The 12,711-nt window shown below is 59.4% G+C and carries 10 protein-coding genes and 2 pseudogenes; 2 read left to right on the forward strand and 10 right to left on the reverse strand.

Annotated features, from left to right (window positions below; genetic code table 11):
• Positions 1 to 2 precede the first annotated feature (2 nt).
• From K6M89_RS19085 to K6M89_RS31775, 10 genes and pseudogenes are all read right to left on the reverse strand, one after another.
• Positions 3 to 1,103, reverse strand: a complete 1,101-nt coding sequence (locus tag K6M89_RS19085; protein WP_222140535.1) for a BMP family ABC transporter substrate-binding protein — start codon at positions 1,101 to 1,103, stop codon at positions 3 to 5.
• A 20-nt stretch (positions 1,104 to 1,123) separates the two neighbouring features.
• A complete protein-coding gene (locus tag K6M89_RS19090) occupies positions 1,124 to 2,503 on the reverse strand; it encodes an amidohydrolase (RefSeq protein ID WP_222140536.1) in 1,380 nt (459 codons plus the stop codon).
• A gap of 1 nt (position 2,504) precedes the next feature.
• Positions 2,505 to 3,164 carry a glutathione S-transferase family protein gene (locus K6M89_RS19095; RefSeq protein ID WP_097584138.1) on the reverse strand — a complete coding sequence of 220 codons (660 nt, stop codon included), beginning with the start codon at positions 3,162 to 3,164 and terminating at the stop codon, positions 2,505 to 2,507.
• Positions 3,161 to 4,003: an aromatic ring-hydroxylating oxygenase subunit alpha gene (locus K6M89_RS19100; RefSeq protein ID WP_222140537.1), complete on the reverse strand. Its 843-nt coding sequence runs from the start codon at positions 4,001 to 4,003 to the stop codon at positions 3,161 to 3,163. Before K6M89_RS19100 ends, K6M89_RS19095 begins: the two co-directional genes overlap by 4 nt.
• Complete coding sequence (locus K6M89_RS19105) at positions 4,000 to 4,641, reverse strand: Rieske 2Fe-2S domain-containing protein (RefSeq protein ID WP_222140538.1); 642 nt, start codon at positions 4,639 to 4,641, stop codon at positions 4,000 to 4,002. Before K6M89_RS19105 ends, K6M89_RS19100 begins: the two co-directional genes overlap by 4 nt.
• Positions 4,642 to 4,760: 119 nt before the next feature.
• Positions 4,761 to 5,060, reverse strand: coding sequence for an acylphosphatase (locus K6M89_RS19110; RefSeq protein WP_222140539.1), 300 nt, complete (start codon positions 5,058 to 5,060; stop codon positions 4,761 to 4,763).
• Between the two features lie 305 nt (positions 5,061 to 5,365).
• On the reverse strand, positions 5,366 to 7,360 hold the full coding sequence (locus tag K6M89_RS19115) for a glycosyltransferase (RefSeq protein WP_222140540.1): 1,995 nt from the start codon (positions 7,358 to 7,360) through the stop codon (positions 5,366 to 5,368).
• Positions 7,342 to 8,574, reverse strand: coding sequence for an HlyD family secretion protein (locus K6M89_RS19120; protein WP_222140541.1), 1,233 nt, complete (start codon positions 8,572 to 8,574; stop codon positions 7,342 to 7,344). The genes K6M89_RS19115 and K6M89_RS19120 overlap by 19 nt, the downstream gene beginning before the upstream one ends.
• A 498-nt stretch (positions 8,575 to 9,072) precedes the next feature.
• Positions 9,073 to 10,699, reverse strand: a pseudogene (locus K6M89_RS19130) (helix-turn-helix transcriptional regulator); the annotation flags it as partial.
• Positions 10,693 to 10,839, reverse strand: coding sequence for a hypothetical protein (locus K6M89_RS31775; RefSeq protein WP_369010567.1), 147 nt, complete (start codon positions 10,837 to 10,839; stop codon positions 10,693 to 10,695). The pseudogene K6M89_RS19130 and the gene K6M89_RS31775, both read right to left, overlap by 7 nt.
• A gap of 397 nt (positions 10,840 to 11,236) precedes the next feature.
• Here K6M89_RS31775 and K6M89_RS19140 point away from each other — a divergent pair, with 397 nt between their 5' ends.
• Entirely contained in the window at positions 11,237 to 11,818 is a 582-nt protein-coding gene (locus K6M89_RS19140) for a glutathione S-transferase N-terminal domain-containing protein (protein WP_222140545.1), read from the forward strand.
• A pseudogene (locus tag K6M89_RS19145) lies at positions 11,815 to 12,676 on the forward strand (alpha/beta fold hydrolase). Before K6M89_RS19140 ends, K6M89_RS19145 begins: the two are co-directional and overlap by 4 nt.
• Positions 12,677 to 12,711 lie beyond the last annotated feature (35 nt).

A 12,711-nucleotide genomic window follows, 5' to 3' on the forward strand; every position in this document is an offset into this window, starting at 1 on the left:
GCTTACTTCGGCAACGGCGTCGTCACACCCTTGACGTGCCAATTCATGGCGACGATCTCAGCGTCCGCCAGCGTGGCACCGGAAGCGACGCCTTCACTGCCGTCAGCCTTGGTAATCGGGCCGGTGAATGGCGAGAAGCTGCCATCGGCGATCTTTGCCTCGAGCTCCTTGATCTTGGCCATCGTATCAGCCGGAATCGCCGGGTTCCAGTCGACGACCTCGACCACCTTGTCGGCAACGCCGAGGAAGGTATTGGCGCCCTTGAAGGTGCCGGCGAGGTGCGCATCGACCGACGCCTTGAAAAACGGCGACCAGTCAGTGGCAACGCAGCCGAGATAGGTCTTCTCGGCATATTTCTTCATCGAGGAATTGAGATTGAAGGCATAGATGCCGGCGTCCTCGCAGGCCGAGATCACCGAAGGCGTATCCTGCGCATTCGAGAAGATCACGTCGCAGCCTTGCGAGATCAGCGCCTTGGCGGCTTCCTGCTCCTTGGCCGGATCGAACCAGGAATTGACCCAGACGACAGACACTTCGATATCCGGCTTGACGGCCTGTGCGCCGAGCGTGAAGGCATTGACGGAGGTGATCAGCTCGGGAATGGCGAAGGCCGAAACCGAGCCGAGCTTGCCGGTCTTCGAAACGGCCGCCGCCGCCATGCCGAGCAGATAAGTTCCCTGGAAATATTTGGCGGCGAAGGGCGAGAAATTCGGCGCGACCTGGAAGCCTGAAGCATGCAGGACGGTCACCTTGGGATTACGACGGGCAATCTGCAGCGCGCCGTTCTGATACCCGAAGGAGCCGGCGATCAGAAAATGGTTTCCGTCGGCGACCGTCTTGTTCATGATGCGGTCGGCATCCGGGCCTTCGGCGATGTTCTCGATGATCGTGACCTTCACCTTGTCGCCGTAAGCGGCCTTGATCGGGTCGATGCCGGCGGCAAGCGCATGGCCCCAGCCTACGTCGCCGACAGGCGAGGGAACGACGAGGGCAATGCCGAGCGGTTCGTCTGCGGCGGCCACGGAGCGGCCGGCAAAAGCCGTCGCGAGACCGGCAGCCGCCGCGCTCTTCATGAGTGTTCTGCGGGTGAGATCGTTGGACATGTCAGTTCCCCTTTTGGTTTTCAGAATTTCACTGTCTCGAGCGCCGCTTCCGCGGCGGCGAAAAGCTTGGCCTCATCGAGCCCGATAAATTCGCCGGCCTGCCAGACGATGCGCCCGTTGATCATGGTCAGATCGGTCGGCATGCCGATCCCGACCTTGGCAATCAAGCTCAACGGATCATGGCGAGTTCCGACATAATCCATCCGCCTCGTATCGATCGCGAAGAGGTCGGCGGCCATGCCGGGAGCAAGCCGGCCGATATCGCTGCGGCCTAGCAGACTTGCGCCGCCCGCGGTCGCATAGGTCAGGAAATCCAAGGGCGCGGGAACCGGATGGGCCCGCGTCGATGCCGTCAGGCATTGCAGCATATAGGCAGAGTGGATGCAGTGCATGAGGTTGGAGTTGTCGTTCGAAGCCGCACCGTCGCAACCGAGCCCGATGCGCAGGCCGAAATTCGACATCGCAGGAATGTCCGTCACTTCGGCGCCGACCAGATAAACCGGCTCCGGGCAATGCGAGACACCCGTGCCGCTTGCCGCCATCTTGCGCAATTCGTCGTGTGTCAGCTCCCAGCAGTGAGCATAATAGGTGTCAGCGCCGGCAAAGCCGATTTCGGCGCAGTAGTCGACCGTACGCATCCCGTACCGCGCCTCGATGACGGGGCTTTCGCCTTCACCGACATGCGTGTGCAGTTGGACGCCGCGATCACGGGCGAGCGCGACCGACTCGACGAAGGTCTCGCGATAGCAATTGACCGGCTGGCAGGGGGCGACGACCACCTGCCGCATGCTGAAGGCGTCGGCATCGTGATAGCTGTCGATCAGCCGGGCGCAATCGGCGATGAATTCATCCGTCGTTTCCAGCATGGCGTCCGGGATCGTCGAGCCCTCGGACTTCGGCAGCGTGTTGCCGCCGCGTCCTGCGTGGAAACGCATGCCGAGAAGTTCGGCCGCCTCAAACTGGCGATCGATCAGGCGCTTTCCGGCGTGCCGGGGGAAGCAATATTGATGGTCGAAGGCCGTGGTGCAGCCATGCTTGATCATCTCGGCCATCGCCGTGACCGAGGAATGGTAGAAGCAATCCTCGTTCAGCCGCGAGAAGATCGGATAGATCCGGTCGAGCCATTCGATGACGGAGAGCTTCGTCCAGTCGAGATCGGCCCGGTTACGCACGAAGCATTGAAAGAAGTGGTGATGGGTGTTGACGAGGCCCGGATAGACAAACCAGCCGGATGCATCCTGGATGATCGTATCGGCCGGCACCGCCTCTTGCGGCAGGTTCGCACCGATCGCCTGGATTGCCGGTCCATTGGTCAGCAGATCCGCATTGCGGCGCACGGTTGGCCCATTGCCTTCGTCGACAATAATGGCTGCGCAGTTTTTCAGGAGGTAGCCGGCCATCTCACTTCTCCAAACCGGCCGGATGAGGATCGGGCTTCAACTCGTGCAGGCGGTGGATGCCGGGCATTTCGATGAAACCCTCAAGGCTGCGGATGGCCCGCAGCCAGAGCCGGATGTTCGGATAGGGATCGAGCGATATGCCGCCATCAGGCGCCAGCGCCACATAGGGGAAGCAGGCAATGTCGGCGATGGTCGCGCGGTCCGATACCAGGAACCGCATGCCGCGCAGCCGCTGCTCGAAAAGGCCCGCCTCCAGCTCGCGCAGCGCAGCGACCCCTTGTGCCTGTAGGGCCTCGATATTGCCGGGGCGCAGAAGCATCTGATGCAGCCGTGCGCCGCCAAGATTGGCCGTCAGCCGGTGCGAAAAAGAAAGCCATTGCTGCAGGCGCGCCGTCTCCTGCGGCGCGCTCGCACCCAACCATTCCGGCCCGCTCAAAGCGGCGAGATAAGCAAGGATGGCTGAAGATTCCGTCAGGACAAGGTCGCCATCCTCAAGGATCGGGATGGAGCCTGCCGGATTGAGGGCCAGAAGTTCAGGGCCGCGATGCTCGGCGCCGGGATGGAAGTCGACCGGCCGGATGTCCAGCTTGACGCCGAGGATCGCAGCCATCAGGCGGATCTTGTAGCAACTCGGCGAGAGGATGTAGTCGTAGAGCTTCATTGTGCGACCAGCTGCGCGCCATAGAGATAGTTATGGCGCTTTAGCCAGCGCCGGTAAGCGATCGATGTCATGTCGGCCCGGGTCGGAATTTCCATGCCGGGATCGAGCGGCAGAAGCGCCGGGATCTGGTTTTCGAGGATCGACCGATCCTGCAGGAAAATCATTTGCTGAAAATGGATGAGGTCTGTCATTGGCGTGACGTCGTCGAAGAGGGCCATCCACGGCCACACGTCGCAAATATCTTCCGCAAGCGGCTGGACGAACAGGGTAATGACATCCCATTCCTTCGGGCGGGGAGGGCAGGTCTTGTAGAGCACCGAGCAGGTCGGAGCCGGCACGCGGTACATATATTCGGTGGTTATCCCGCCGGTCGCCGATTTTGCGGCCTGCGGCTGGTAGAATTTCACCTGCGTCGCCCAGACTTCATCCTCGCGGATCTCGACCTTGTAACTTTCGACTTCGGTGTGCGGCTCGGCGCCGAGAATATCCGTATGGACGAAGGGAAAATGCGCGATGTCGAGGAAGTTCTCGACCGCTCTCAGAGGAGAACAGCGTACCCGCACGACGCCGACATCGACGAAGCGGCGGCCGGGCTGATCCGCCTCGGGAATGGCAAACAGCTCCTTGGCGGGGTTGCCGAGGGAGGACCAGACATGGCCGTAGCGAACGCGAACGGGCAGGGCGCGTCCATCGCTCGCTGTAACGCGCGCCGCGCCGTCCGGCGTGCGCGTCACCTCTATCGGCTCGCCCATCAAAGCGGTTTTGCTTCCCGCCTTGGTGAGCTGGCTGAAGAGGCCGACCGGGTACCATTGATCGATCATCGCGCCTGCCCCTGTCATGCGGCATCCTTCCGGCCTTTTTCCGCCCCGCGGCGAACCGCCTCGGCGATGCGCGACGCCACGAGCCGATCCGCAACATTGCGACCCTGCTCGACGAGGACGTGAACGAGCGTGCGGCCAGTCTGCGCCGCAGGCAGCAGCAGGATCCAAGGATAATCGACAATGCGGATTAGCCCGTCCGCACCAACCTGTCCGCCGGCCGCCTCTTCGATTGCGGCAATATCGGCATCCAGCGTCAGCGAACGGAGTGGAACGAGATGGTCGAGGGGTGGCGGCCCGACAACCGGTTCTCCGACCGCCACCCAGATGATGCCGCCTTGTTCTTCGACCTGCTGAACCGCCACACGGATCGTTTCCGGCGGGACAAGATCGGGATGAGCCGGGATACGGATGCATCGTCCCGTCGGAGAATAGCTCCAGCCATGATAGATGCACGAGAGAGCATCGCCTCGTACGAAGCCATGAGACAACCGCATTCCACGATGCGGGCAGCGATCGGACGATGCCGATAGGCGCCGGGACTGACCGCGCCAAAGTGCGATTGGTCCCGCCGGCGTCCATGCCGGTATGACGGTTGCCGGCGGCAGATCTGCAGAAAGGGCGACCGGTGTCCACGTGCCGGTCGTATCAGATAGCATGACCTTTACTTCCTCAATTTTACCAATGCATTAGCGCCGCTGGCTATAAACTGCTGCCGAGGTTGCAATCTCAGTTTCCTAGAGAGGCTTGCATAAAAAAATCGCATTGGCAATAATGATTAAATAAAGTGCATGGAGCTATGCGGCGGGATTTGAAGTGTGTCGGGGGGGTCTACAATCCTGCGCTGAATCTCGTCGACCCAGACATCGATCGGCCCGAGCGAGCATCCCATTTCCAGCATGTCGATTAGCTCCACAGGCCCTGCGACCTCAAGTTCGATGCGGTCAGCGCCGGCGTAAAAGAAATGCTGCGAAAGGCCGAGCTTTTCGGCATGACGGTGAATCCAGGGGACGAACGACGCGGCATTGACGTCGCCGAGGATCGTGATCCTTTCGCGCAATTCGCCCTGTCGTGTCATCGCAGCGTCTCTCATCTGTCTCATGACGATAGCATAAAGGTTCGGTGCATTTGTGAAAGGGCATGAGCAGCCGAAAGGTCTTTGGCTCTTTTGCCACAGATCAGGACCGGCCAGTCAGGTTGCGGGCGGAGTGCATTTGAAACTGGAATCTGCCACGACGCCGCGCCGAAAGGCAGTGAGGCGAGCCTGAGCCCGGACCCGTCATACCTTGAACGCGCCGTCATCTCGATCCATTGGCCAGTTTACGATCGGCTCCCAGCGTTTGTGGGACCGTGGCCAGAGCGCCACAAATGTCATGCGCCGCACTACAACGTGCGCGTTCGCCCGAATGATCGCAACAACAGATTGATAGAGACGGCAACCTTGTCGATGTCGCGAATGTCGCGCGAATAACGACCGGTGTAGAGTTTTACAATCATGCTGTCGCGAGCAGAGCCGCTGAGTTCGAAATAGAGGTGCAGGTAATAGGCTTGCTTGTCGCCGCTGCGACTGATGCTGCTTCGTCGTTGGGTGACCTGTCGGAGCTCTGCCTTGATCGGGGCGAAGCCGGCGAATTTCAGCGTCACTGATTTGGATTGAAATCGGGCCATGGTGGGGACTGCAACGACCGCCTTGTCCAGTGCCAGACTGACGATTTGGCCGGGTACATCGTCGACGACAGCAGGTTCATCGAGCTTGAACGCATGAAACAGCCGCCGGGGTTTCTCAAAGCAGATGAGCGACGCGATGAGCAGGACGAGGATATTGATCCCTGACCAGCAGGCCGCGACCGGCGAAAACTGGCCTTGTACATGCGACGTTTCCGGTACGATGTTGAGCAGCAGACCAAAGACGGTGATCGTCATTATGCTTGCGATCCATGCGAAGCTGTAGCGGTCGAACTGGTTCGCCTCGTTGCCACTGCCCTTTGGCGTCACCCTGAACGGCTTGCCGAATGGTCTCACCAGGCTGGAGACCACGGTCGGCAGCATGCGGAATGTCGCGAAGGTCCCGACGGCGCTGGAAACCACTGGCAGATAGCGCGTCGGCGTGATCCACAGCATGAGCAGAAAATACGCCGCCAGCAGCGGCACCTGATGCGAGACATAATCGGCTATATCGGTGAAATAGAGCGGGAGCAGGCCGAACCAGAGATAGACGATGGGGACGAGCAAGATCGTGAAGCGGACCAGATACTGCACCAGCCATGATGCCGGCAGGAACATGATCCGTTGAAAGAGCGTCAATCCCGGGCCGCGCAGCGGGCCATTATACAGGTAGAGGGTTTGAATACCCCCCTGACACCACCGTTCGCGCTGTACAAAATAACCGGTCAGGTTTTCGGCTGCTAGTCCCATCGACAGCCGCTCGTTCAGGTAGCGCGTCTTGTAACCTTTGTTGAGCATCGAAAGCGTTGTCAGCAGGTCTTCCGTGATCGACTCCGTCGGAAACCCGCCTATTGCATCGACAGCCTCGCGGCGGGCAATCGAGCATGATCCGCAGCAGAAACTGACGTCCCAGGCGTCTCGGCTGGGCGCGATCTCGTCGAAGAACAGGCGCTGCTCGTCCGGCCAGATATTCTCCAGGCCCAGGTTTGATTGTACCGGATCGACATTGAAGAAATGTTGAGGCGTCTGGACGATGCCGATGCTGTCATCGCTAAAGAAGGGCAGCGTCCGGCGAAGGAAATGGCGATAGGGCACAAAATCGGCGTCGAAGATCGCAATGAACTCGCCCGAGCTGACCTTCAGCCCATTGTTCATATTGCCTGCCTTGGCATGGCTGTTGTCGCCGCGCGTGACGTGGATGACGTTCTTTTCTTCGCAATAGGCCTTCAGCCAGTCGCGGCGTTGGTCGTCAAGCACATACACGTTCAATTTGTCGGCAGGATAATCCAGGGAGCGGGCGCCGATGATGGTTCGCTCGAGCACGTCGAGCGGCTCGTTATAGGTGGGAATGAAAACATCGACAGTTGGCAGTTCACGCTTGTCGCGCGCGAAGAAAACACGAGCCAGCCTGTCCGCTTCTGTGCTCCGGTCGACATGGCGGCTCATCAATACAAGAAAAAGGATGACTTCGAAGCAGGCCAGAACCTCGACGACGAACAGGGTCCAGACCCAGTAGAAGCTCGGACCGTCGCTGGGATAGGGAAGCACTGTCTCCGTCAAGCGCCAGAACATGTATCGCAATGCGAATGCTGCGACAAACGCGCAGGTCACCGCCCGTGTCCAGGTGTGATTGCGCGACCAATTGAACGGGCCCAGGAAAAAGAAGGCCAAAACGAGAAAGGTCGGAACCAGCGCTACAAGATACTGAACCACAGGCTTTTAACCCAGTTGGATACGGTGATGCCGCGCTTGGAAAACCGTACCTGCACCGTGCGCCCCACCTGGCAGAAGTTCGCAAAATCGTCGTTCATGAAGGATGGATCGAGGCGAACCCCAATGCGGGCATTGCGCTGTGTTGACGGCGGCAAACTGGCGGCAAAGGAATCGGTCTCGACCGAAGCCGAACTGCCTCTGACAGCGACGACCGTACCTTGGAAAATATCGCTGCGGCCAAACAGGCGCACCTGCGCGATAAGTCCCGGATAGATCTCGTCGTAATTGACTTCAGGAACAAGGATATCCACAAACAGCTCCCGGCAGTCGAGCAGACGCATCAGCTCGTTGTTCAGCACGACGTTGGAACCGTTGACGATACTCCTGCTCCAAACAACGCCGTCGAACGGCGCGATTGCGGTTGCGGATTCAAGGCTGCCGACGCGATTTCTCTCTTCGACCAACTGCTTTTGGACTTCGCCGGCTCGTGTCTCATTTTCCGCTATGCGTGAGTTCAAGTCGTTGATGCGAACGACAACCTCGTCTTCACGCTGCCGCGAATAAGGCACGTCATTCTGTCCGTCGCCGAAGACAAAGATACCCTGGCGGACCGCATTGAGCCTTTGTTCCAATTGATCGACCGTCAGATTGCTGATTTCGACTTCGCCGCCGGTCGCAGCGCCGGCGGCACGCGCGGCCTCAACCAGCTTCTGGGTCAGAATGCCTTTTGAGTTGAGTGCCATCCGACGGTCCAGGTCGACCTGCGCGACCAGATCCTGGGCTTGCGACACCTCGACCTTTTTCCTGAGGATTTCGACTTCGCGTTCGAGATTGGCAATGGTGGTCTGCCTGTAGACCTCCAATCTGGCAGACAATTCCTCGCGAAGCGCGGAGAGCTCCTCCCGTTCCCTTTTCAGTGCCGCGACACGGTCGAGTGCAGTGTTGCGATCTGCCTCGAGCGACGCGAGGATTGCGCGATTGACGCGCGTATTTTTGATTTCTGCGAGCGATTGTCCCGCTTTGACCGGGCTTCCGACCTTGAGGGGTTCTTCTGCAATCGTGCCGTCGATCGGGGCATTAACAACAGCAAACCGTGCATTGACCGTGCCGTCAAGGCTCGTAAAACCGGTAATCGTCGGCAACGAGACGACAGCCACGAGTGTCAGCAGCAGGAGGCCGACAACGATGCGCGTAATGCGATGATTCCAGATCATGTTGACATCCGAAAGGTATCGCTATGCAGCCATCCGTCCCTGTCGAGCCGGCACAAAGGGATGCAACTCATTCTTGCATAAATTAGCGCATCGAAAAATATAGACAAGGGATGGTCGCAAAATGGGCGAATGGCGGAACAGCCTCAGCCGCCAGCCCGCCGACACAGGCTTGCCCCTTGTCGATGGGGGAAACAGTGAGGCATTTTTCGGCCGTGGCCGTCCAGTGCCATCGGCAGTTTCCCGGCGCCGGTCTGACTCGGGGAGAGTGACGTTCTTACTTTGCAGAAACAGGACACTTCAACTTTGCGGCTACAGGCGAATCTTGCGTAATGCATGTTATGGAACTCGATAGACCGGAGCTGACCATTGCTGATGAACCCTGGAGAGATTTGGAGCGATCGAAATCGTATGTCCCGGACGAAGCTTTATGGCACCGCGTCACTCCGAGGCGGAAGGCGGTTGCGCGCAAAGCTGCGACGGCTGGTCATCACTTGGCGGCTATGACAGCTCAACGATCCGCAGCCGGTGCGCTATCGCGGCAGCGGCGCCGCGACTCGGCACCGATAGTTTGCTTAAGATGTTGGAGACGTGCACGCTCGCCGTTTTCGAGGAAATAAACAAATTCCTGGCGATGTCGCGGTTGCTCTGTCCGTCCGCGATGAGCCGAAGTACCTCAAGTTCCCGATCAGTTAGGCCAAATGGCGCTTTTCCAACACAATCGTCCTCCCCATCCCGTAAATCAATCCGGGCCTTCGCAGCGAAGGCCTCAATCTGGTCGGACAAAAGGTGCGCGCCAATCGAATGGGCAAGACGAAATGCCTGTCGGAAACTGCGTGCCGCATGAACTCGCTTGGCGGCGTTCAATGCGGCGGCACCTGCCTGCATAAGGGCGTATGCCTGCCGGAAAGGCTGGTTCAGATCGGCCCAGCTTCGGGCAACTGCCTCCCATATATTTATGTCAGGGGCCGTGGCGCGTGACATCTCAGCCGAGATTTCCAGACTTTCGGCGTCCTCCACCTTGTTGCGTCGCGGAGCGCGGCCGGCGAGCTCTGCGAGTTCGAGAACAACGTCCTTCGCGCGTATCGACCGCAACACGCATGGCGGAGACCATGAGCGGCCATGACACGCCTCCTTGGGCCTTTAGAAACGTTAGGGCGGATTTAGCTGAACTTGCAGACGCATCCCGATCGCCCGCGAGAGCTCGGCTTTCGATCTCATATCTACGAAGATTGGCCGCCATTCGATTGGCAACTTGGGGGCCGGGCGGAAGATCGCGCAGCGAACTCACCGCGGCCGCCATACGGTCCACGTCTCCTAACACGATGGCGATTTCAGCTTGGCATTCGAAGACGTGAACAAGTCCCAGTGGCAGCGGATCCAACGCCGCCATCCGTTCGCATGTTTCAGTGGCCTCAGAGACACGGCCCAAGCCTAAATAGGCGCGGCAAAGGGGCGCGCCAACCAGAGCTCCGATATACCTTGCCTGCCCGAGCTCGACCGTCCGCGCAAAGATTGCCGGTCCAATGTCAATAATCTGACTATACTCTCCTGCGTCGAGTAAGGCCTGCAGCAGCGCTGCGCCTGCAAGAACCTCGACTCGGCCGGTGGACGCCTGCTCCGCTCGCCCTACGACGATCCGATGAGCATCGATATAGGAGGCGTTCGGGGGCATGTTCAGCATCGCCCCAATGATCATGCCTTCGATGCGGTATTCCTCATCGTCGAGCCTCTCTGCCAGATCCCTCAATTCCTCTCCCAATCGCTTGGCGCGATCGAACTCCCCCCGCAAAACCAATGCGCGGGAAAACTGCCCCAATGCGTCAGCACGAAGCCTTGTTGGGCCGGCTGCATTGTCAAGCGCACGCTCGAGATCTGCGATCTCGCCTGCGACGAGCGAATGCTGACGCATGACCGCACGCTGCAGGAGAAGTGCGGCCAACTGCTCACCATCCCGGTCCGCGTCAAGTTCAGCGAGTGCGCGGTCGACAAAGGCGAGCCCCTGCTCCGCCTCCGCCGCCCAACAAGCGGCGTCAGCGGCGAGTTCCAAAACCTTACAATGGTCCGCTCCGATCAATTGCCTTGCATTTTCGACCTCCGGCCACGCCGCCAGCACGAGCTTCAGCACCCACCCTTAAGGATCAATGCGCGGCCTGAGAGCCGCTTCGTGAATTCTTCCACCAACCGGCTCTTTCCGCCACCAGCTTCGGCCGCGAGAAGAATGCAATGCTGCCGACCGCCCGAGACGTCTCGGAAAGCAGAATCCATCGAATTGAGTTCTGCGATTCGGCCCGAGAACCGCGTCCTTTTGCGGAAAGTCGACAAAAAATGCTCCGAGAGCTGGAGTTCCGAGATTAACGAGTTGAGGTTTTAACCGTCCCAACGCGCACAAATTGGGAGCTGGGTGTGGGGTCTGACGGCTAGTTGGCAGGCTGGCACCGATATCATGCAGGGCTCCCAGATTAGATGTGCTCAATCGTCCGATGATTAATCTGCTCCTCGACGCGCATTTCGCACCGGTCCTACTCAATATGCCTGATGCGGCACCCCCCACCTTAGCCACAGTATGCGGACACGAAGAAGACGTCTACCCACAGGCGACCGGGCAGCCGCCCAACCCAGCCTACGTCTTCTAAGACCATGAAACGAAGGAAGGATTGGTTGAATGAAACTCTACTCTGCACCCGGCTTCGCCAGCTTGGCAGATCATATCGCGATGCTGGAGGCTGGAATTCAATTCGACTTGGTCAAGGTCGATCTCGAGACGAAACGGGTTGAAGGCGGGGGCCACTACCCGGACATCAATCCCACCGGCTATGTTCCCGCTCTCATGTTCGACGACGGTGAAGTGATGACGGAAAATGTCGCGATCCTGACGTGGATCGCCGACCGCGCGGCCGAACTTGCGCCGCAGGGCCATCTTGGCCGCTACCGCCTGATCGAGATGCTGAGCTTTATCGCCACCGAGATTCACAAGCGGTTCCCCACCTATCTCGCGCTTCCGGAGAACGTCAGGGAGCCCACGCGCCAGCAGCTGTTGCATTGGTTCAGCTTCCTCGCGGGCCGATTGGATCGCGGCTACCTTTTCGGAGAAACCTTTACGGTCGCGGATGCCTATCTCTTTCAATTGGCGTGGGGGGCGACTCACCTCGGCTTCCCCCTCCCCGAGCCGTTTGACGACTACCTCGCCCGGATCGAAAAGAGGCCTGCGGTACAAACAGCGTTGCGTCGCGAGGGCCTGGCATGAGCGAGCTTGCTATCCGCACCGACGGGGTCGAACTCACAACGCAGAGCTTCGGCAATCCAACCCAGCCGCCGCTGCTCCTAATCATGGGTGGCATGGCTTCAATGCTATGGTGGCCGCAGGAATTCTGCCAGCGGCTCGCCGATCGGGGCCTTTTCGTGATCCGTTATGATCAGCGCGACACAGGTCTTTCGACGAAATATCCCCCCGGTCAGCCGGGCTACACCTTCGACGACGCCGTCGATGACGTGTTCCGCGTGCTCGATGGGTACGGGATCTTGAACGCCCATGTCGTGGGTTTTTCCCTTGGCGGCATGGTCGGTCAGGGCGCTGCGCTGAAGCATCCGGAACGAGTGCTTTCGCTGACGGCGATAAGCACCTCGCCACTCGGGATGGACACCTCCGGCCTTCCGTCCAGCGACGAGGCCTGGGGTGGAACATATGTCTGTCGAGGCAAACTGGGCGGATCGGGCAGACGCGGTGGCCTACCTGGTGGACGACGCGCGCTTGACTGCGGGAACGGCGCATCCATTCGACGAAGCCCGAACCCGAGCTTTCCTTGAACGGGATTTCGACCGGTCCGGAGGCTATCTAAGCGCCACCAACCACAGCATCCTCTTTGAAATCGGCGAGACTTGGCAGGGCCGACTGAACGAGATGGAAGTGCCTCTACTCGTCATTCATGGCAGAGCCGATCCGCTCTTCCCGCTGGCGCACGGCGAGGCACTCGCGCGCGCTGTCACGGATGCAAGTTTGCTGAAGATAGAAGGCGGTGGCCACGAACTTCATCACGGCTATTGGGAAGAAATCATTTCTGCCATCGACGATAATGTCGGAAGGTGGCACTTGCGGTGCAGGTAGCGTAGCATTGAAAAGCATCACGGGGATCAGGTTAA

The sequence above is a fragment of the Rhizobium croatiense genome (assembly GCF_019793465.1).
Lineage (GTDB): Bacteria > Pseudomonadota > Alphaproteobacteria > Rhizobiales > Rhizobiaceae > Rhizobium > Rhizobium croatiense.